This is a genomic window from Microbacterium sp. zg-Y625 (assembly GCF_030246925.1).
GTDB classification, from domain to species: domain Bacteria; phylum Actinomycetota; class Actinomycetes; order Actinomycetales; family Microbacteriaceae; genus Microbacterium; species Microbacterium jiangjiandongii.
Window position 1 is genome coordinate 2,381,954 of sequence record NZ_CP126740.1, and the last position, 20,904, is coordinate 2,402,857.

General features: G+C 71.8%; 15 protein-coding genes, 1 tRNA gene and 1 other RNA gene. 7 read left to right on the forward strand and 10 right to left on the reverse strand.

Annotated features, from left to right (window positions below; translation table 11 throughout):
* Positions 1 to 23: 23 nt before the first annotated feature.
* Positions 24 to 1,310 (reverse strand): aspartate kinase, encoded by a 1,287-nt coding sequence (locus QNO14_RS11005; RefSeq protein WP_257495440.1) that lies wholly within the window; start codon positions 1,308 to 1,310, stop codon positions 24 to 26.
* A 142-nt stretch (positions 1,311 to 1,452) separates the two neighbouring features.
* Between QNO14_RS11005 and QNO14_RS11010 the strand changes: the two genes are divergently transcribed.
* Complete coding sequence (locus QNO14_RS11010; protein ID WP_257505332.1) at positions 1,453 to 2,850, forward strand: threonine/serine exporter family protein; 1,398 nt, start codon at positions 1,453 to 1,455, stop codon at positions 2,848 to 2,850.
* A gap of 38 nt (positions 2,851 to 2,888) precedes the next feature.
* Here the strand turns inward: QNO14_RS11010 and recR are convergent, their stop codons facing one another.
* Together recR and QNO14_RS11020 are read right to left on the reverse strand one after the other, a co-directional pair.
* Positions 2,889 to 3,482, reverse strand: coding sequence for a recombination mediator RecR (gene recR, locus QNO14_RS11015; RefSeq protein WP_257495438.1), 594 nt, complete (start codon positions 3,480 to 3,482; stop codon positions 2,889 to 2,891).
* A 3-nt stretch (positions 3,483 to 3,485) separates the two neighbouring features.
* Positions 3,486 to 5,795, reverse strand: coding sequence for a DNA polymerase III subunit gamma and tau (locus QNO14_RS11020; RefSeq protein WP_257505333.1), 2,310 nt, complete (start codon positions 5,793 to 5,795; stop codon positions 3,486 to 3,488).
* Between the two features lie 109 nt (positions 5,796 to 5,904).
* Between QNO14_RS11020 and QNO14_RS11025 the strand changes: the two genes are divergently transcribed.
* Complete coding sequence (locus QNO14_RS11025; protein ID WP_257505334.1) at positions 5,905 to 6,705, forward strand: hypothetical protein; 801 nt, start codon at positions 5,905 to 5,907, stop codon at positions 6,703 to 6,705.
* A 9-nt stretch (positions 6,706 to 6,714) separates the two neighbouring features.
* Here the strand turns inward: QNO14_RS11025 and QNO14_RS11030 are convergent, their stop codons facing one another.
* The 5 genes from QNO14_RS11030 to ffs all read right to left on the reverse strand — a co-directional run bounded on the left by QNO14_RS11030 (position 6,715) and on the right by ffs (position 13,687).
* Positions 6,715 to 9,273 (reverse strand): glycoside hydrolase family 65 protein, encoded by a 2,559-nt coding sequence (locus tag QNO14_RS11030; RefSeq protein ID WP_257505335.1) that lies wholly within the window; start codon positions 9,271 to 9,273, stop codon positions 6,715 to 6,717.
* Positions 9,274 to 9,319: 46 nt separating this feature from the next.
* The gene (locus QNO14_RS11035) at positions 9,320 to 10,051 is read right to left on the reverse strand and encodes an HAD family hydrolase (RefSeq protein WP_257494271.1); all 732 of its coding nucleotides are present in this window, start codon (positions 10,049 to 10,051) and stop codon (positions 9,320 to 9,322) included.
* An 81-nt stretch (positions 10,052 to 10,132) separates the two neighbouring features.
* Entirely contained in the window at positions 10,133 to 11,365 is a 1,233-nt protein-coding gene (locus QNO14_RS11040; RefSeq protein ID WP_257505336.1) for an acetate/propionate family kinase, read from the reverse strand.
* Positions 11,362 to 13,494, reverse strand: a complete 2,133-nt coding sequence (pta, locus tag QNO14_RS11045) for a phosphate acetyltransferase (protein WP_257494269.1) — start codon at positions 13,492 to 13,494, stop codon at positions 11,362 to 11,364. The genes QNO14_RS11040 and pta overlap by 4 nt, the downstream gene beginning before the upstream one ends.
* A 96-nt stretch (positions 13,495 to 13,590) precedes the next feature.
* Positions 13,591 to 13,687: signal recognition particle sRNA small type (gene ffs, locus QNO14_RS11050), an RNA gene on the reverse strand.
* Positions 13,688 to 13,788: 101 nt separating this feature from the next.
* On the opposite strand from ffs, the gene QNO14_RS11055 reads away from it, so the two are divergent.
* The 4 genes from QNO14_RS11055 (at position 13,789) to QNO14_RS11070 (ending at position 18,661) form a co-directional block, all read left to right on the forward strand.
* Complete coding sequence (locus QNO14_RS11055; protein WP_257505337.1) at positions 13,789 to 14,781, forward strand: AAA family ATPase; 993 nt, start codon at positions 13,789 to 13,791, stop codon at positions 14,779 to 14,781.
* Between the two features lie 7 nt (positions 14,782 to 14,788).
* Positions 14,789 to 16,159, forward strand: a complete 1,371-nt coding sequence (locus tag QNO14_RS11060; RefSeq protein WP_257505339.1) for a DUF58 domain-containing protein — start codon at positions 14,789 to 14,791, stop codon at positions 16,157 to 16,159.
* Entirely contained in the window at positions 16,146 to 18,491 is a 2,346-nt protein-coding gene (locus QNO14_RS11065) for a transglutaminase TgpA family protein (RefSeq protein WP_257505340.1), read from the forward strand. Before QNO14_RS11060 ends, QNO14_RS11065 begins: the two co-directional genes overlap by 14 nt.
* A gap of 85 nt (positions 18,492 to 18,576) precedes the next feature.
* Positions 18,577 to 18,661 (forward strand) — tRNA-Ser (locus QNO14_RS11070).
* A gap of 17 nt (positions 18,662 to 18,678) precedes the next feature.
* Here the strand turns inward: QNO14_RS11070 and QNO14_RS11075 are convergent.
* Positions 18,679 to 18,981, reverse strand: coding sequence for a putative quinol monooxygenase (locus QNO14_RS11075; RefSeq protein WP_257494265.1), 303 nt, complete (start codon positions 18,979 to 18,981; stop codon positions 18,679 to 18,681).
* Positions 18,982 to 19,021: 40 nt separating this feature from the next.
* Complete coding sequence (locus tag QNO14_RS11080) at positions 19,022 to 19,513, reverse strand: bifunctional nuclease family protein (RefSeq protein ID WP_257494264.1); 492 nt, start codon at positions 19,511 to 19,513, stop codon at positions 19,022 to 19,024.
* Positions 19,514 to 19,666: 153 nt separating this feature from the next.
* Here QNO14_RS11080 and ligD point away from each other — a divergent pair, with 153 nt between their 5' ends.
* The gene (ligD, locus tag QNO14_RS11085; protein WP_257505341.1) at positions 19,667 to 20,899 is read left to right on the forward strand and encodes a non-homologous end-joining DNA ligase; all 1,233 of its coding nucleotides are present in this window, start codon (positions 19,667 to 19,669) and stop codon (positions 20,897 to 20,899) included.
* Positions 20,900 to 20,904: the final 5 nt, after the last annotated feature.

Here is a 20,904-nt window from a genome sequence, read left to right on the forward strand (position 1 = left end):
CGGTGCGGCGCCCGACCGGCCTGTCAGCGTCCGGTGCCGGCGTGCACGACGGCCTCGGCGTCGCCGTCGAGCCCGTAGGCGGTGTGCACGACGCGGGCGGCGGCGGCGAGGTCGTCGCCGCGCACCACGACCGAGATGCGGATCTCCGAGGTGGAGATCATCTCGATGTTGATCCCGGCGGTGCTGAGCGCCTCGAAGAGGGTCGCCGAGACACCCGAGTGGGTGCGCATGCCGGCGCCGACCACCGAGAGCTTTCCGATCTGGTCGTCGTGCACGAGGCCCTCGAACCCGATCTCGCCCTGCCGAGCCGAGAGCGCCCGCAGCGCCGTGCCGGCGTCGCTCTTGGGCAGGGTGAAGGAGATGTCGGTGCGGCCGGTCGTGGCCGCCGAGACATTCTGCACGATCATGTCGACGTTGGCGCCGGACTGCGCGACGACGGTGAAGATCTCCGCCGCCTTGCCTGGCACGTCGGGCACGCCGGTGACGGTGACCTTGGCCTGGCCCAGGTCGGTCGCGACTCCCGCGACGATCGGCTCTTCCATCTCTGCTCCTTCTTCGCTGTCGGGCGCGCTCATGCCGGGCGCGAGCACGTACGTGCCGACTCCCGACGAGAACGTCGACCGGGCGTGGATCATGACCCCGTGGCGGCGGGCGTACTCCACCGCGCGGATGTAGAGGACCTTGGCGCCGTTGGCGGCCATCTCCAGCATCTCTTCGCTGCTGACCACCGAGAGCTTGCGGGCCTTGGGCACGACGCGGGGGTCGGCGGTGAAGACGCCGTCGACGTCGCTGTAGATCTCGCACACGTCGGCGTCGAGCGCCGCGGCCAGCGCGACGGCGGTGGTGTCCGAGCCGCCGCGACCGAGGGTGGTGATGTCGCGGGTGTCGCGGTTGAAGCCCTGGAACCCGGCGACGATGACGATGGCGCCCTCGTCGAGCGCCTCGCGCAGACGCACCGGGGTGACATCGACGATGCGCGCCGCGCCGTGGGTGGCGTCGGTGATCATGCCGGCCTGGCTGCCCGTGAAGGAGCGCGCCTCGAATCCCATGGAGTGGATCGCCATCGCCAGCAGCGCCATCGAGATGCGCTCACCGCTGGAGAGCAGCATGTCGAGTTCGCGCGGCGCGGGGATGGGAGCGACCTCGTGGGCGAGGTCGAGCAGTTCATCGGTGGTGTCGCCCATCGCGCTGACGGCCACGACGACTTCGTGTCCGGCACGGCGGGCGTCGACGATGCGCTTGGCGACGCGCTTGATGCTCTCCGCGTCGGCGACCGACGAGCCGCCGTACTTCTGCACGATCAACGCCATAGGTACTCCCAGGATCGTGGGCGGATGCCACGCCCGACCGCCCATTCTACAAAGCGCGCCATTCCGCCTCTGCCATGTGACGGCGACCCCGCCCGCGGTGGGTACGATCGAGAGGCAGCACAGGCACGAAGGCAGGCGGACGATGCAGCAACGGCGTCAGCGCCTGGCCCGGTCACTGGGCACCCTCATGCGGGGCACCGAGTCGTCCCCCGCACTCACCGAGTCGCTTCCCATCGTCGACGATGCCTTGGCCGCGCGCATGCTCGACCTCGCGGTGCGCATCGGCGAGACCATGCTCGTCGCCGGCGCCGGCGCGAGCGAGGTGGCACTGACGATCGTGCGGGTCTCCGGCGCCTATGGACTGAAGCCCGTGCACGTGGACATCACGTACAACTCGATCACCGTCGCGCATCACCGCAGCGACGCCGCGCGCCCCATCACGCTGCTGCGGGTCGTGCGGGGCCCCGCACCCGATCACGACAGGCTGCAGCGCCTGCAGCGGCTCGTCACCGACATCTGCGCGGGACTGCCGCTGGATGCCGCAGCCACGACCTTCCGCGCCATCCGGCGCTCCCCGTTCCGGTACCGGCCCGCCGTCGTGATCGCCGCCCAGGCCCTCCTCGCCCTCGGCGTGGCCGTGATGTTCGGGGGCAACTGGCTGGTCATCGCGCTCGCTTCCATCGCCGCCGCCCTGGCCGCGTTCACCCAATTCGGCCTCGCCAAAGCGCAGGTGCCGTACTTCTTCAGCCAGATCGCCGGCGCGTTCGTGTTGACGATGGTCGCCGCACTCAGCCCGCTGCTGGCGGCGACGGGATGGGAGGAGGCGGCATCCATTCGCCCCTCGGTGATCGTCGCCTCGGGCATCGTGCTGATGCTCGCCGGGCTGACCGTGGTGGGGGCGGCGCAGGATGCCATCGACGGCTTCGCGCTGACGGCGACGGGGCGCATCCTCGAACTGACGACGCAGACCCTGGGCGTGGTCCTCGGCATCCTCGCCGGGCTCGAGACCGCGCGCGTGGTCGGATTGGGCATGGAACCGCCGAGCGAGGCCGTGCCCTTCGGTCCCGTGCCGCTGCAATTCCTCGGCGCTGCGCTCATCGCGGTCGCCGTCGCAGTCTTCAACGGCGCCGGTACCCGCATCATCGTGATCAGCGCGCTCCTGAGCACGGTGGCGTGGCTCGGCTTTCTCGCCGCCTCTGCGGTCGGCTTCGACGCGGCGGCGGCCAGCGGCGTGGGCGCGTTCGGCGGCAGCCTCTTGGGCGTCGTCATCGCCTACCGGCTGCACGTGCCCTCCGTGGCGATCACGACCGCCGCGATCCTCCCCCTCGTGCCGGGGGCGGCGGTCTTCCGCGGCCTGCTGTCGGTCGTGGAGTCGGGGTCGGACCCCGCCGTGCTCCTGGCCGGGTTCGGCACGCTCGCCGCGGCCGCGACGGTCGGCATCAGCCTCGCCGTGGGCGCGTCGCTGGGCATCTACCTCGGGCAGCCGTTGCGCGCGTCGCTGACCGGCGTCGCGCGGACGCGGGCGCGGCTGCGCCGCTGACGCCGGAACCGTACGCGCGGGACGCGGCGCGGGTGCGCTCAGACCGAGCGGCGCCCCTCGAAGGCGCGGCCGAGGGTGACCTCGTCGGCGTACTCCAGGTCGCCGCCCACGGGAAGGCCCGACGCCAGGCGGGTCACGCGGATCTCCAGCGAATGCAGCAGGCGGCTGAGGTAGGTGGCCGTCGCCTCGCCCTCGAGGTTCGGGTTCGTGGCGAGGATGACCTCCTGCACCGTGCCGTCGGCCAGGCGCTGCATGAGCTGCGTGATGCGCAGGTCGTCGGGGCCGACGCCGGCGATCGGGCTGATCGCCCCGCCGAGCACGTGGTAGAGCCCGCGGAACTCCCGCGTGCGCTCGATGGCCGAGACGTCCTTGGCATCCTCCACCACGCAGATGAAGGCCGGATCGCGCCGCGGGTCGCGACAGATGCCGCAGCGGTCCTGCTCCGAGACGTTGCCGCACACCTCGCAGAAGCGCACCTTGTGGCGGATGTCGTTGAGCAGCACTGCGAGGCGCTGCACGTCGAAGTTGGGAGTCTGCAGGATGTGGAACGTGATGCGCTGGGCCGACTTGGGGCCGATGCCGGGAAGGCGCCCGAACTCGTCGATCAGATCCTGGACGATGCCGTCGTACATGGCTTAGTTGAACCTCGTCGGCGGGGTGTAGGGCTCTTCGCGCACGAAGGTGGCGCCGAGCATCTGGCGGACGACGGGCTCGCCGTAGCGCTCCACTCCCCCGCGCGTCGCGATGGGACGACTCGTCACCACGACCGGGGGCACGGGCACGTCGACGGGAACGTCGGGCACCTCGTCGGCCTCGGTCTCGTCGGTCGCCGCTGAGGGCGCGACGGCGTCGGCCGGTAGCACATCGCCCTCGCGCGTCGGAGCCAGCGTCGCCACGCGCATGCGCGCGCCGGCGGCGTCTTCAGGCTCGTCGTCGACGGCCAGCTGCGCCGGCGGGCCCGCCATGGTGGGGTCGTCGGCCGGGATCGGTGCGACCGCCCACTGGGTGACCGGCGCTGCCGCGGCAGGCGACGACCCCGCCGGCGCGGGGGTGCGCGCGCCCGGGCCCGACGGCTGACCGCCGCCTGCGGGCGCGCCGCCCGGCGTGGGACCCGCCGGCGGCGTACTCACGGGTGCGGGTCCGGCCGGTGCCGCGCCGGCAGGCGGCGGCGTGGGGTCGGTGTCGTGGCGGGCGATGTACTTCACGCGGATGCCGAGCACCTGCTGGATCACGCCGCGCAGGTCTTCACTCGGCCCCTGCCCGGCCTGCAGCTTCTTGAACGCGGTGACATCCGCCTGGCTCTGGAACGCCAGCGTCAGCACGTCGTCATCGAACGCGGCCACGCGGGCGACGGTCGCCACGAGCCACGAGGTGCGGCTGACGCCCTCGAGCCGCTTGAGGATCTCGGGCCAGGCGTCGCGCACGTGGGCGAAGGTGATGGGGCCGGCGGGCACGATGGGATCCGGAGCGGGCTCCGGCGCGGGCTCCGGCGCGGACGGTGCCGCCGGCGCTGCGGCAGAGGGCGCGGATGCCGCCGACTGCGGACCCGCCGCATCCGTGGCGTCCGAGGCGGAAGCGGTCGCCCCGGTGGCAGCGGCCGGGCGTGCGTCGGTCGGCGCCGCGGAAGCCGGCGGCGCAGCGACGGGGACGGCCGCGGGCGGCGCCGCGGCGGGCGCAACGGCCGCGGGCCCGGCGGGTGCCGGTGCGGCATCCCTCGGGGGCGCAACGATCGGGGTCGCGGCGGACGGCATGCCCGCCGGTGCAGCAGCCGCGGCACCGCTCTGAGCACCGGTCTGAACACCGGCCTGAACAGCGGGCTGCAGCGCGGGCGAGGTCTGCGCGAGCACGCGCGCCACCATGAGCTCCAGCTGCAGGCGCGGAGAAGTCGCGCCGGTCATGTCGTCCAGGGCCGTCACGACGAGGTCGGCCGTGCGCGAGAGGCGGTCGGTACCGAACACGACGGCCTGGCGGCCCATGCGCTCGAGCTCGTCCTCGGGCACGCCCCGCAGCACGGCTGCGGCGCCGTCGCCGGTGGCGGCGACGATGATGAGGTCACGCAGCCGCTCGAGCAGGTCATCGACGAAGCGGCGCGGGTCCTGCCCGGTCTGCACGACCCGGTCGACCGCGGCGAAGGCGCCCGCGGCATCCCCCGAGCCGAAAGCCTCGACGACCTCATCGAGCAGCTCGGCGTGGGTGTAGCCGAGGAGCGCCACGGCGCGCTCGTACTTCACACGCACCGCCCCGCCCTCGGCGACGTCGGAGCCGGCGATGAGCTGGTCGAGCAGCGACAGCGTGTCGCGCGGCGAGCCGCCGCCGGCGCGGACGACGAGGGGCAGCACACCGGTCTCGACCTCGACGCCCTCCTGCGTGCAGAGTTCCTGCACGTATTCGAGCATGGCCGCCGGGGGCACGAGCCGGAACGGATAGTGGTGCGTGCGCGAGCGGATGGTGCCGATCACCTTGTCGGGCTCGGTCGTCGCGAAGATGAACTTGACGTGGTCTGGCGGCTCTTCGACGAGCTTCAGCAGGGCGTTGAAGCCCTGCGGGGTGACCATGTGCGCCTCGTCGAGGATGAAGATCTTGAACCGGTCGCGGGCGGGGGCGAAGATCGCCCGCTCGCGCAGGTCGCGGGCGTCGTCGACGCCGTTGTGGGATGCCGCGTCGATCTCGACCACATCGAGCGATCCGCCGCCGCCGCGCCCGAGCTCGACGCAGCTCGGGCAGGTGCCGCACGGAGTGTCGGTGGGGCCCTCGGCGCAGTTCAGGCAGCGGGCCAGAATGCGGGCGGAGGTCGTCTTGCCGCACCCGCGCGGACCGGAGAACAGATAGGCGTGCCCGACACGGTCACCGCGCAGCGCGGTCATGAGCGGATCGGTGACTTGGGACTGGCCGATCATCTCGCCGAACGCCTCGGGACGGTAGCGGCGGTAGAGGGCGGTGGTCACACCACTAGCCTACGGCGTGCCTGCGACATCCCGTCCGGCGGGTTCGCAGGCACGGCTCCGCCGGGGACTGGGCCTGTCGCGCGTCGGCGCGGTGCGGGAGACTGCGGGTATGGCCACCAGCCCGGCGTCCACTCCTCGCAGCGCGCGGCGCATCGCGACCCTCGTCGTTGCCGCGGCGGTGGCGGCATCCCTGCTCGCCGGATGCGGCCCCCGCATGGGCGACCCTCTCCTGCCGTCCCCGGCCTCGACGTCCACCCCGGGTCCGGCCCCGACTGCGACCCCGTCCGACTCCCCGACACCCTCCCCCACGCCGACGCCCACCGGCCCGGCACCGGAGCCCGACGCGACCATCCCGGAGACCCCCGAAGACGCCGACGCCGCCGAGGGCGGCCCGAGCGGAGAGGCCGGCGCCCCCGGCCCGCGCTCCCCCCGTTCCGAGGCGGCCCCGAGCCAGGCCTGCACCGGGGACCTCACCGCGTGGATCGTCGAGGAGTCGACGTTCGTCGCCGACGACCACATCACGGCGCCCGCCCCCAGCGATCCCTCCGTCGACTTCGGCGGACTCAGCGAGCCCGGCTGCGTCTTCGCCGGCAAGACCCGCTCCTTCACCGACATCGAAGAGGTCGAGGCGACGTCCGACGTCCGCGTGTGGGTGTTCGCCGATGCTCAGACGGCGGCACGGCACGCCGAGTCGGCTCTGGCCGCACTGACAGCGGCCGGCTACAGCGTCTTCGATCGCCGAGGCGGAACGGACCCCCTCACGCACCTGCTGCGCGGGGAGGGCCCCGCCCTGCTCGATCAGGCCGTGGTGCTGACCTGGGGGGCGGACCCGACCGTGCGGCGCATCGGTGCCGAGCCCGGCCAGGTGGTCGTCGCCGTCGGCGTCGTTACCTTCGTCGGCCTCGGCTGACGTCCCCGCTCAGGAGTCGATGCCCACCTGCGCGTCGTCGCCCTGCAGCAGGTCCTCGTCCGAGATGACGGGAATCGAGCTCGTGAGGGTCGGGATCGATGCCGACAGGTACGTGCCGTCGTCGCGCCGCGCATCCTCGATCTCGCTGAGCGACGGCCGGCCCGGTCGCCGCGGCCCCTGGCCCCGCAGCGGCACGACGAGGGTCTCCTCGCCGGCGATGACGTAACCCGTCCCGCGCACCGACAGCACGATCGGACCGCCCGGGCCCGACCTGAACGTGATCGAATCCGCCGTGACGGTGACATCCAGCCGCGTCCCGTGCCACAGCAGGGAGTACGACAGCGACGGCCAGTCGGCGGGCAGGCGCGGGTCGAACGACAGGTCGCCGAAGTGGTCGCGCATGCCGCCGAAGCCCGAGACGAGGGCCGTCCACACGCCGCCGGCCGACGCGACGTGCACGCCGTCCGCGGCGTTGTGGTGCAGGTCGCCCAGGTCGACGTAGATCGACTCGTGGAAGTACTCCAGCGCGAGGTCCTGGTACCCCACCTCCGCCGCGAGGATGGCCTGCACGACCGCCGACAGCGTGGAGTCGCCGGTGGTGAGCGGATCGTAGTAGTTGAAGTCGGCGAGTTTCTCGTCGTCGGTGAAGTGGTTGCCCTGCAGGAACAGCGCCAGCACCACGTCCGCCTGCTTGAGCACCTGGTAGCGGTAGATCACCAGCGGGTGGAAGTGCAGCAGCAGCGGCCGCCGCTCCGGCGGGGTGTTCTCGAGGTCCCACACCTCCTTCTCGAGGAAGACGTGGTCCTGCGGGTGGATGCCGAGGGCCTCGCTGAACGGGATGTGCATGGCGTCGGCAGCACGGTCCCATGATTCGGCTTCGCCGGGCTCGATGCCGAGCCGGTCCATCGCGCGGCGGTACTCCTCCGGCGCGTCCTGTTCCATCTCCCGCACGGTGCGCGCGGCGAAGCGCAGGTTGAACCGCGCCATGACGTTGGTGAACAGGTTGTCGTTGACGACGGTCGTGTACTCGTCGGGACCGGTGACGCCGTGGATGTGGAACGAGTCGCCGTCGCCGTCATCGTCGTCGTCGTGGATGCCGTCGCTCGTGCGCCAGAATCCGAGCGTCGCCCACAGGCGCGCGGTCTCCACGGCGATGTCGATGCCCTCGCTGTAGAGGAAGTCCACATCGCCGGTGGCACGCACATACTTCGCCAGGGCGAAGCAGACGTCGGCGTTGATGTGGTACTGCGCGGTGCCGGCGGCGTAGTAGGCCGACGCCTCTTCGCCGTTGATCGTGCGCCAGGGGAAGAGCGCGCCGGCCTCGTTGAGCTGAGCGGCGCGCTTACGGGCCGCGGGCAGCATGAGGTACCGCATACGCAGGGCGTTGCGGGCCCACAGCGGCGTCGTGTACGCCAGGAACGGCAGCACATAGATCTCGGTGTCCCAGAAGTAATGGCCGCTGTAACCGGAGCCGGTCACGCCCTTGGCGGGAACGCCGCGCCCGTCCGCGCGGGCCGCGGCCTGGGCCAGCTGGAACAGGCACCAGCGGGTGGCCTGCTGCAAGTCGTCGTGGCCGCCGATCTGCACGTCGGAGCGATCCCAGAAGCTGTCGAGCCAGGCACGCTGGCGCTCGAACAGCACGTCGACGCCCCCGCTCTGCACGCGGTCGAGCGTCCGACGACAGCGGTCGACGAGCTCCCGCGCGGGCACGCCGCGCGACGTGTGGTACACGGCCACCTTGGTGACCGTGATCGGCACGCCGGCCTTGGCCTGCACGCGGTAGAGGTTCTTGGCGATGTCGGGCTCGATGAGCCCGCGCATGTCGTACTCGTTGTCGGTCTCGATGAAGTGGTCGGCCGCGACGGCGAGCGTCATGCCCGACTCGGTCACGCGGTACGACAGCGCCGTGCGCGAGCCGTCCTGCCAGTAGTCCTGCGGTTGCAGCACGCGCTCGTGCATGCGCTCCGCCTTGCGGGGGTCGAAGGTCGCGCGCGAGCGGCGCGAGGCCACCGCGGTGCCGCCGTAGACGTCCTCGCCGTCCTGCCGGTTCACCAGCTGACAGTTGATCGTCACGGGCGCGTCGGAGTTCAGCACCGTGACGGTGATGCGCATGACCGAGAGGTGCTTCTCTTCGAACGACACCATGCGTTCGAAGTCGATCTGCACCTCCCTGCCGCTGGGGGTCACCCACACCAGGTGGCGGCGCAGCACCCCGTCGCGCATGTCGAGCACGCGCTCGTAGTCCCGCACTTCCGCGATGTCCAGCGAAAGCGGCTCGTCCTCGACGTAGACGCGCATGACCTTGGCGTCGGGGGCGTTGATGATCGTCTGCCCGACCTCGGCGAAGCCGTAGGCCTGCTCGGCGTGACGGATCGGGAACGTCTCGTGGAAGCCGTTGATGAACGTGCCGTGCTCGTGCCCGTGCAGCCCCTCGGGCTGATTTCCCCGCATGCCGAGATAGCCGTTGCCGAGCGCGAAGAGCGTCTCGGTCACGCCGACGTCCTCGAGCGAGAAGTTCTTCTCCACGAGCCGCCAAGGGTCGACGGGGAAGCGATCACGGTCGATCATGCGGGGGCCTTCCAAGGGTGGTGGGGGGTGCCGGTCGGGTGGCCGGTCAGTCGAGGAATTCTTCGAGATCGTCCACGACGAGGTCGGCGCCGGCGTCGCGCAGCACCTGGGCGCCGACGCCCCGGTCGACGCCGACGACCAGGCCGAATCCGGCGGCGGCCGCGGACTGCACACCGCTGTGCGCGTCTTCGACCGCGACGGAGCGGGCGGGTTCGACCCCCAGCATGCGCGCGCCGGCGAGGAAGACGTCGGGGGCGGGCTTGCTTGGAAGGTTCTCCCGCTCGGCGACGACGCCGTCCATGATCACGGGGAACCGGTCGATGAGGCCGGCGACAGTGAGCACCTCGCGGGCGTTCTTCGAGCTCGACACCACGCCGACGGGGGTGCCCGCCGCCTGCAGCCTCTCGAGCAGGCGCAGCGAGCCCGGGTACGGCGCGATGCCTTCGGCGCGCAGCACCCGCTCGAACACCAGGTTCTTGCGGTTGCCGATCCCGCAGACCGTGTCGAGGGCGGGGTCGTCGCTGGGGTCGCCCCAGGGCACCTCGACGTCGCGGCTGCGCAGCAGGCTCGCCACGCCGTCGTAGCGCTTCTTGCCGTCGAGGTAGAGGAAGTAGTCCTGCTCGGTGTACGGCGGAGTGATTCCCCACGCCGTGAACAGCTCGGTGAACATCGCCTGCCAGGCGTGCATGTGCACTTCGGCGGTCGGGGTGAGCACGCCGTCGAGGTCGAAGAGCACGCCGTCGTAGGCCGTCAGGTCAGGCAGAGTTCGGGTGTCCACGTCGCCAGCGTAGTCGCGCAGACTGTGCCCGGTCACCACGGCACCCGGAGGGTGGGACGTCCCGGCCCGATCGGCCGTCCATCAGAGCGCCACGGCCACCTCGAGGGCCTGACGTGCGATCTCCAGCTCCTCGTTCGTGGGCACGACCAGCACGGTCACCGGCGACCCGTCGGCCGAGATCACACGGATCCCCCGGCCGCGTGCCTCGTTGCGCTCCGGGTCGAGCCGCACGCCGGCGAAGCCGAGCGTCTCGAGCGCCCCCGCGCGCACGATGGGTGAATTCTCGCCGACCCCGGCGGTGAAGACGATCACGTCGACGCCGCCGAGCTGCGCGATGTACGAACCGGCGTAGGCGCGCAGCCGGTGGATGTACACCTCCATGGCGAGCCGGGCGTCTTCGTGGCCTTGTGCCACGCGCTCCTCGAGGTCTCGCATGTCGTTGACCCCGGCAAGGCCCAGCACGCCGCTGCGCTTGTTGAGGAGGTCGTCGAGGTCGTCGATCGACATCCGCGCGCGGCGCGCGAGGTGGAACAGCACGGCAGGGTCGATGTCACCGGAGCGCGTGCCCATGACGAGGCCCTCGAGCGGTGTGAGACCCATCGACGTCTCCACGGAGCGGCCGCCGTCGACGGCGGTCACCGAGGCGCCGTTGCCGAGGTGGAACACGACCTGCTTGAGCTCTTCGAGCGGCCTGCCCAGGAAGTCCGCGGCGGCACGGCTGACGTATTTGTGGGAGGTGCCGTGGAAGCCGTAGCGGCGGATGCGGTGGGCATCGGCCAGATCCTTGTCGATCGCGTAGGTGTACGCGGCGGCGGGAAGCGTCTGGTGGAACGCCGTATCGAAGACCGCCACGTGCGCGAGATCGGGGAAGGCGGCCTTGGCTGCACGGACGCCTTGCAGAGCGCCGGGGTTGTGCAGCGGCGCGAGCACCGACAGCTCGTCGATGTTGATCTCCACGAGGTTCGTGATCAGGGTGGGCTCGAAGAATCGCGCCCCACCGTGCACGACGCGGTGTCCGACGGCGATGGGCGGGTTCTCCGCCAGCGACGGCCCCCACTCGGCGAACGCGTCGAGCATGACCCGGAACCCGCTGGTGTGGTCGGGGATCGGCAGCTCACGGGTGTACGTGGCATCCGTCGCCGTCACGGATTCGACGCCGTCCTGCGCGGTGAAGACGACCTTGTGCTTGGCCGCACCGAGCGACTCGCCGATGCGCTCGACGATGCCCGAGGCGAGCACCCGGCCGTTCTCCGGCTCGACCAGCTGGTACTTGAACGACGACGACCCGCTGTTGACCACCAGGACCACGCTCATGCGCTCACCTCTCCCTGCGCCTGGATCGCGGTGATCGCGATCGTGTTGACGATGTCGTCGACGAGGGCGCCGCGCGACAGGTCGTTGATGGGCTTGTTGAGCCCCTGCAGCACCGGCCCGATGGCGATGGCGCCGGCCGAGCGCTGCACGGCCTTGTAGGTGTTGTTGCCGGTGTTGAGATCGGGGAAGACGAACACCGTGGCGCGGCCGGCGACGTCGGATCCGGGCATCTTCTTGGATGCCACGGCCGCATCGGCCGCCGCGTCGTACTGGATCGGCCCCTCCACCAGCAGCTGCGGCGCTCGCTCGCGCACGAGCCCGGTGGCGGTGCGCACCTTCTCGACGTCGGCGCCGCTGCCGGACTCTCCCGTCGAGTACGACAGCATCGCCACGCGCGGGTCGATGCCGAACTGGGCGGCCGTCGCCGCCGATGAGATCGCGATGTCGGCCAGCTGCTCGCTCGTGGGATCGGGGATGACGGCGCAGTCGCCGTAGACGAGCACGCGGTCGGCGAGCGCCATCAGGAAGACGCTCGAGACGACCGAGACACCGGGCTTCGTCTTGATGATCTCGAAGGCGGGGCGGATGGTGTGGGCGGTGGTGTGGGCGGCCCCCGACACCATGCCGTCCGCGAGGCCCATGTGCACCATGAGCGTGCCGAAGTACGACACGTCGGTGACGGTGTCCGACGCCCGCTCGTACGTCATGCCCTTGTGGGCGCGCAGCCGGGTGTACTCCTGGGCGAACCGATCCACCAGCACGCCGTCGAAGGGGCTCGTGATCTCGGCGCCCGACAGGTCGATGCCGAGCTCCAGGGCACGACTTCGCACCTCGGCCTCTTCACCGAGGATCGTGAGGTCGGCGATGCCGCGCGAGAGCACGGTGGCCGCCGCACGCAGCACGCGGTCGTCGTCCCCCTCGGGCAGCACGATGCGGCGGCGATCGCTGCGCGCGCGCTCCATGAGGGCGTACTGGAACATCAGCGGCGTGACCACGGTGGTCCCCGCCACCCCCAGCGCCTTCGTCAGCGCCTCGGTGTCGACGTGCTTCTCGAACAGGGCCAGCGCCGTGTCGTAGCGCCGCTGAGAGTCGGCGGCCAGCCGGCCGCGGGCGTTCATGACCCGCACGGCGGTGTCGTAGGTGCCGAGGTCGGTCGCGATGATGGGCACCGTCGAGCCGAGCCCGTCGATGAGCTTGTCGATCGAGTCGGGGAGCGGGAACGGTCCGTTGAGCACGACCGCGGCAACGGACGGGAACGTGCCGGATGAGTGCGCCAGCAGCGTCGCCAGCAGCACCTCGGTGCGGTCGGCGGGAATGACCACCACGGCCGACTCGGTGAGCCGCGGCAGCACGTTCACCATCGACATGCCGGCCACGACGATGCTCAGCACCTCGCGTGTCATGAGGTCGGGGTCGCCCTTGACGAGGGTCCCCTCGACGGCCCGCAGGATGCCGCGCACCGACGGCGCCACGAGGAACCGATCCTCGGGGATCGCGCGCACCGGGATCTCACGGCCGGGCTGGGCGGCCGCCGTGGCCTCGGTCACGGCGGCGATGATCTCGTCGAGCTTGTCGGGGTCGGCACGGTTCGCCACGACGGCGAACAGGTCGGCGCGACCGTGCTCGAGCTCCGCCACGGCGAGCGCGGCGATCTGACCCATCTCCGACGGGGTGCGCGCGGTCGTCGTGCCCAGCTGCTCGCTCTGGCCCTGCAGCGCCCGGCCGCCGATCACCAGCAGCACGGGAGTGCCGAGGTTGGCGGCGATGCGGGCGTTGTAGGCGAGCTCGGCGGGGCTGCCGACGTCGGTGTAGTCGCTGCCGACCACCACGACGGCGTCGCACTGACGCTCGACGGCCTTGAAGCGCTCGACGATGCGCGCCAGCGACCCCTCGGGGTCGGCGCGCACGTCGTCGTAGGTGACCCCCACGCACTCGTCGTAGTCGAGGTCCACACCGTCGTGGTCCAGCAGCATCTCGAGCACGTAGTCGCGCTCGGCCGTGGAGCGGGCGATGGGGCGGAACACCCCCACCCGCGGCGTTGCGCGACTGAGGGCGTCGAGCACACCCAGCGCGATCGTCGACTTGCCGGAATGGCCTTCGGCCGAGGTGATGTAGATGCTCTGAGCCACCTGCACAGCCTAGGCGTGACGGTCCCCGCCCGTCAGGCGGTGGTCCGTGAATAATGCCGGTGGTGATCCGCGAGGGGCGACGATGCCGTGCGGGAAAAGTAAGACTCTCCGCGAACCCGGCAGAGCCTGGTTACCCTTGCTACGTTTCCGTCCTGGGGGAGTTGGCCTGGATGCCGCCTCGCGGAGAGCTGACACCAGTGTATCCCGACTCGGCCCACCGCCTGCACGCGCGGGGTTACGATCGGGGCAGCGACGCGCCGGAGCGACGCACCGCCCACCCGTCGAGGGGAACGCATGAGTGAGCAGGCTGGGGATCAGATCACCGCGGAGTCCTTCGCGGGCCTGACGGATGCCATCGCGGGTTCGGTCTCCCGGGTGATCGACGGCAAGCCCGATGCCGTGCGCTCGGCGCTCATCTGCCTGCTCGCCGAGGGTCACCTGCTCATCGAGGACGTGCCGGGGGTCGGCAAGACCATGCTGGCCCGAGCGCTCGCGGCATCCGTCGACGCCACCGTGCGTCGTATCCAGTTCACCCCCGACCTGCTTCCCGGCGATGTCACGGGCGTGTCGGTGTTCAACCCCGTCGACCGGGAGTTCGAGTTCAAGCGGGGGGCGATCTTCGCCCACATCGTCATCGCCGACGAGATCAACCGCTCCTCCCCCAAGACCCAGTCCGCGCTCCTCGAGGCGATGGAGGAGCACCAGGTCACCGTCGACGGCGAGTCGCACGCGCTGCCGGAGCCCTTCCTGGTGGTCGCCACGCAGAACCCCCTCGAGATGGAGGGCACGTACGCTCTCCCCGAGGCACAGCGCGACCGCTTCATGATGCGCATCTCGATGGGCTATCCGGATGCCGCCAGCGAAGGCCTCATGCTGCGCCAGCGCGATGCGGTGAACCCCCTCGACGCGATCACCCCGGTGGTCGATTCGCGCGTCGTGCGCGAGCTGATCCAGTGGGCGCGCAGCGTGCACCTCTCGCCCGCGGTCGAGGAGTACGCCGTCTCCCTCGCGCAGGCGACCCGCACCCACGCCGACCTGCGGCTGGGCGCGAGTCCGCGTGCCACCCTGCAGCTCGTGCGCGCCGCGAAGGTGCGCGCGGCGCTCGACGGCCGCCCGTTCGTCATCCCCGACGACATCGCGGCCCTCCTCGTGCCGGTGTTCGCGCACCGTCTCATCCCCACGCGCAGCGCCGGCACCGCCCGGGCGCGCTCGACCACCGATGCCGTCGCGTCGGTGCTGACGCAGATCGCGGCATCCGTCCGCGTTCCGCTCACCGCCCGCGCGTGAGGTGACCATGGCACGCCTGTGGCCGCTCACGATCCGGGGCACGGGTGCCCTGCTCCTGGGGCTGGTGTGCCTGATCGTCGCCGCTGACCGCGGCGTGGTCGAGCTGCTGTACGTGGCGATGCTGCTCTTCGCCGTCGTCGGGGCGGCCGCGGCGAGCCTCTACGCCGTGCGCCGGGCGGACGGCCTCGCCCGCACCGTCGAACCCGACGTGCTGACGGTCGGGCAGGAGGGGCGGGTCACGGTGCGGGTGTCGCTGCGCGCTGCGGTGGCCTCGGGTCAGGGCACGTGGCGCGACTCCCTGTCGCCGGGGTTGACCTGGTGCCCACCCGGCGACGGGCCGGGCGAGAGCGTGCACGCCGAAGCGACGGCAGGGCGCCCCGCGGGCTTCGGACGGGGCGCGGCGACCGGGCTGACCGCCCGCTGGGGCACCGCCGGGCCCTCCGCGGCGCGCGGGGTCTTCCCGGCGCTGGCTTCGGGGCTGCGGGGCGAAGCCCACACCGTCGACGTCGACTATCGCATCGTCGGCACCCGACGAGGGCTGCACACGCTCGGGCCGCTGGCCGTGTCGTCGACCGACCCGTTCGGGCTCGTGTGCCGCACCCACGTGCTGAGCGAGCGCACGCGGGTGGCCGTCGCGCCCGAGGTCATCGACCTGCCGCCGCTCACCGACCTTCCGGGCGAAGCGGGCGGCAGCCGGCACACGTCGTCCAACGAGCTCGGGCAGGGCACCGACAACCTCATCCCGCGCGCCTACGCGCCCGGAGACTCGATGCGCCGCATCCACTGGCGCGCGAGCGCCCACCGCGACGAGCTGATGGTGCGCCAGGAGGAGCAGGAGTCGACCCCGGCGGCCACCGTCGTGCTGGACCTCGCGACCGGCAGGTTCAGCCCTCATGCGATGCGCGGGGCGGGTCTGGACGACGGGTTCGAGTCCGCGCTGAGCGCCTGCGTCTCGATCGTCGCGCGGCTGGTGCGGGAGGGGTACACCGTCGCCGTGACCGACTCCGACGGCCGGGCGCTCGCCGACCCGATCGAAGGCGGTGACCTGGCCGCGGTGGAGATGCTCGGCACCTCGTTCGCCACGCTCGTCACCCGCCGCGACGACCATCTGGCCGAGCTGCCGCCGCTGTTCACGGGCGCGATGAGCGGCCCCCTGGTCGTCATCGTCGGCAGGTTCGACGCGGAGGATGCCGCGACCCTCGCCCCGGTCGCCCACCACTCGTCGCTGCCGCTGCTGTTCGCGGTGTCGCCGGTCGACGACGCGCTGCCGCGCGCGGCGGCCCACGGGTGGCGGGTGGCGTCGATCCCGCCGGGTGCGGACCTCGTGCCGGCATGGCAGCAGGCCGTCGAGCGGGAGGTGGGCCATGTCGTCGCTTGACGGTGCTTGGCCCCGCCGCAGCCGCGCGCACCTGCGCCTCACCCTCGCGGTGGCGGCGGTCATCGTGGCATCCGCACTGCCGCTGGCGGACGTGATCGCCCCCGGCGGATGGCTGGCGGCGGCGGCGGTGCTGACGGCGGCGCTCCTCACGGCCGGCCACCTGGCCCACGCCGCGCGCTTGCCCGCCCTCGCAGCCAGCGGCATCCAGTTGGCCCTGTGGGCGCTGTTCCTCACCGCCCTCTTCCTGTCGGACACGGCCCTGCTGTGGATCATCCCCACCCCCGAGACCGTACGCGCGGTGCCGCCCCTGTTCACCGAGGGCATGACCGAGATCCTCGTCGGATCGGCGCCCCTCGACGCCGGAGCGCCGCTGAGCTTCCTGCTGGTCGCGGCGGTGGGGCTGTTCACCATCGCCCTGGACCACGTCGTGGTGACCGCCCGGATGCCGCTGCTGGCCGTCGTCGGCGTCGTCACCGTCTGGCTGGTCCCGGCGATCGCCGTGCCGTCGGACATGGACGTCTTCTCGTTCGCCGTGCTCGCCGTGGCCGTGCTGTTCTTGCTGCGCACCGAGACGCGGGCGCGCGAGACGGCGGGTCCCCCGCCTGCCGCTCCGCGGCCCGGGCCACCGGCACGGCGAGCCGGAGTGGGTGCGGCCGCCGTCGGCATCGGCGCCATCGCCGTCGTGGTGGCGATCACGGTGACCCCGCTGCTCCCGACGCCGACGGCACGTCCCGCGGCGGGAGGGCTCGGGGCGACGATGACGATCGACCCGTCGCTGAACCTCGGCCACGATCTGCGCCAACCCGTCAGCGTGCCGGTGCTGAACGTGCGCTCCAACACCCCCGTGCCGCCCTATCTGCGGGTGGCGACGCTGTCGAGCTTCGACGGCGCGCAGTGGCGACCGGACCGCGTGCGCACGCTCCCCCTCGAGGCCGTCGGCGAGGGCGACGACGGCGGTGAAGGGGAGGGCCAAGGCGGCGGCGGCTTCGGTGAGGTGGAGGTCGACGAGTCGCTGCGGGTGACGGCGTACCGCACCACGGTCGAGGTCACGAACCTCTCCTCATCCTGGCTGCCGGTGGCCTACCCCGCGGTCGGGGTCACCGGGCTCGACGACGCCTGGGAGGCGATGCCGTACAACCGCACGGTCGTGAGCGACTCCGCCACCACGCAGGGTCAGGTGTACGAGGTGCTCACGCACCTGCCCCGCCCCACCCGTGAGCAGATCCGGGCCACGACCGCGGGCGGCACCGTGCTGCGGGACGCGACCTACGATCTTCCCGACGTGCCGATGGACATCATCACCCAGACCACGCTCGAGGTCACAGCCGGTGCGGAGACCGACTACGACAAGCTCGTGGCGCTGCAGAGCTGGTTCCGCGGCAGCGACTTCACCTACTCCCTGCGCGCGCCCGTGCAGCAGGGGTTCGACGGATCGGGCATCGACGCGATCGAGCAGTTCCTCCTCTCCAGACAGGGGTACTGCGTGCACTTCGCGTCGGCCTTCGCTGTGATGGCGCGCACGCTCGACATGCCCTCCCGCATCGTCGTGGGCTACCTCCCCGGCACCGGCAACGGCGAGGTCGTCGATGGCGAGACCGAGTACCAGGTGACGAGCGATCAGCTGCACGCCTGGCCGGAGGTGCACTTCGCCGGCGTCGGGTGGGTGCCGTTCGAACCGACGAAGAGTCTCGGCACGCCCACCTCCTTCCTCCCCGAGCGCGTGCCGACCGCCGACGACGCGGGCGAAGACCTGAACGCGGGGCCGGCGCCGTCGACCGGTGCCGGACCCGCGCTCGAGGCGCCCGAGCCGAGCATTGCGCCGCAGCTCGACGACCAGGCCGTGCCCGACGCCGCGGCACCTCCCCTCCTGACACTGTCGAGCGCTCTCATCGCGCTCGGCGTGCTCGTCGCCCTCGCGATTCCGGCGCTGGTGCGGGAAGTGGTGCGACGGCGCCGCCTCGCCGCCGCAGCAGCGGGCGACGCCGCCGCGGCATGGCTGAGCGTGCGCGAGGCCGCGGTGGACTTCGGCATCGCGGTGCCCGCTGCCGAGTCGCCCCGGGCATTCGGGGAACGGCTGGTCGCCGACCACGGCGCACCCGCGGGCGCGGTGTCGCAGCTGGTGGAGGCGATCGAGCGCGCGTCGTACGCGCCGGCCCCTGCGAGCGCGCCCGCTGGTGCCCGGAGGGAGGGTCTGGCGGATGCCGCGGCATCCGTTCACTCCGCGCTCGCTGCGTCGACGCCACGCGACAGGAGGGTGCGCGCCCTGCTCGCGCCGCGGTCGCTCATCGTGCGCCCCGGCAGCGCCTACGCGGCCGAGCGCGCGCCGGTCTGACACGCCCGGACGGCACGCCGTGGCCGAGCGCGGCAAAAGGACCACTCCGCACCCGGTAGACTGTCCCGCGGCCCTCCGGGGCCACGGAGGATTCGCCTAGTGGCCTATGGCGCACGCTTGGAAAGCGTGTTGAGTGAAAGCTCTCAGGGGTTCGAATCCCCTATCCTCCGCCGATCTCCGCCCGCCGTCAGTCCCGCAGGGGCGACCCGACGACGTCGAACTGGAAGCCGCCGAACTCGCCTGTCATCAGTGGCCGGGCGGTGGCGATGGAGGCCTGCACCTCGGGAAGCGCCAGCGACGCCCGGTGCGCGTCCGCGCTCGTCCACAGTTCGACGACGAAGACGGTGTCGGGCTCTTCGTCGTTGATGCCGACCTCGTAGGCGAGGCACCCCACGTGGCGCAGCTCCTCGCTCCGCCGGGTGAGCAGGTCCACGAGCTGCCCCCGCTTGCCGGCGACAACGCCGATCGTGCCCACGTTCGCGAACGTCATGCGCCGAGTGTAGGGGCCGTGCCCGCCGCGTGCACCGACATCATTCCCGGAAGTCCTCGGGCTCGATGTCGTCGATGAAGTGCTTGAACTCCTCGATGTTCTCCTCGGCGTCGTCGACGGCCAGGACATCGGGGATGCCGGCTTCGATGAGCACGTCGTCGGCGACGAAGATCGGCGCGGCGGTGCGCGAGGCGAGTGCGATGGCATCCGACGGGCGGGCGTCGATGGCCTGCGTGCCGCGGGGCGAGCTGAGCGTCACCTCGGCGTAGAAGGTGCCGTCGTCGATGCGGGCGACTTCGACGCGGTCGACCTCGGCGCCCAGAGCGGCCACCATCGAGCGCATCAGGTCGTGCGCGAGCGGGCGGGGGGTGACGGCTCCCTCGACGGCGATGAGGATCGATGTCGCCTCCTGCGCGCCGATCCAGATGGGCAGGATCGAGCCTTCGCCGGGAAGGGAATCGATCGGCTTCAGCAGAACGACCCGCTGCCCGTCGGGGTCGAGGGCGACACCGGCCACACGGACCTGGACCATGCGCACCCCCTTCGCCTCGGCCCCGGCATCGGAACCCCTAGATGGCCCATCGTAGGCACCTGTGGCCCCCAGAGCACCGGGGGTGGCGCAACGACCCCGTTCCGGCTGGCCGCCGCCTGGCCGCCGAAGGCGGGCCGGGCGTATCGTGACCGCATGCCATCAGCGAAAGACGATGCCGTCACGCTCGAGATCGACGGGCACGAGGTGCGCGTGAGCCACCCCGACAAGGTGGTGTTCCCCGAGGCGCAGCTCACGAAACTCGATCTCGTCGAGTACTACCTCGCGGTGGCGGAGGGGGCTCTGCGCGGCGCCGGGGACCGTCCGATGGTGCTCAAGCGGTTCGCGAAGGGCATCGACAAGGAGCCGTTCTTCCAGAAGCGGGTCCCCGACAGCCATCCGGAGTGGATCGGCACCGCGACCCTGCGGTACGCATCGGGGACGAGCGCGGAAGAGGCCGTGATCCGCGATGCCGCTGGGCTGGCATGGATCGTTAACCTCGGCTGCCTCGACCTCAATCCGCACGCGGTGCGCGCCGGTGACCTCGATCACCCCGACGAGCTGCGGATCGACCTCGACCCGATGCCGGGCGTCGACTGGCAGCAGATCGTCGACGTCGCGTTCGTCGTGCGGGACGTGCTCGATGACCATGGGCTCGTCGGGTGGCCGAAGACCTCGGGGTCGCGCGGCATCCACATCCTGGTGCGGCTCGAGCCGGCGTGGGACTTCGCCGCCGTGCGACTGGCGGCGCAGGCGCTGGCGCGCGAGGTCGCCGACCGCGCGCCGGGGCTCGCCAGCGCGCAGTGGTGGAAGGAGGAGCGCGGCGAGAGCGTCTTCGTCGACTTCAACCAGAACGCCAAGGACCGCACCGTCGCCTCGGCGTACTCGGTGCGGGCGCTCCCCGATGCCCGCGTCTCGACGCCGCTCGGGTGGGACGAGCTGCGGGTGCGGCGACCGGAGGAGTTCACGGTCCCGACCGTGCGGGCCCGGTTCGCCGAAATCGGCGACCCGCACGCGGGAATCGACGAGGCCGCCGGGTCGCTCGAAGGGCTGCTGGCGCTGGCCGAGCGGCTCGGCCCCGCTGAGCGCGCGCCGCGGGGGTCCGGAGGCGCCGACGGGGCAGGCCGCCGCGTCTCGACGATGCCGCTCATCGAGATCGCGCGCGCGGCGACGAAGGACGAGGCGCTGGCGGGGCTGGATGCCTGGAAGGCGCGGCATCCGTCGGTGGTCGAGAACCTCTCCCCCGCCGACGTGCTCGTCGACGGCATGCGGGGGTCGAGCTCGCTCTGGTACCGCATCCGGGTGAACCTGCAGCACGTGCCGGAGGGCGAGCGCCCCGCGCAGGAGCCGCTCGAAGTCGACTACGACCCGTGGCGCCCCGGTCGCTGAGCCTC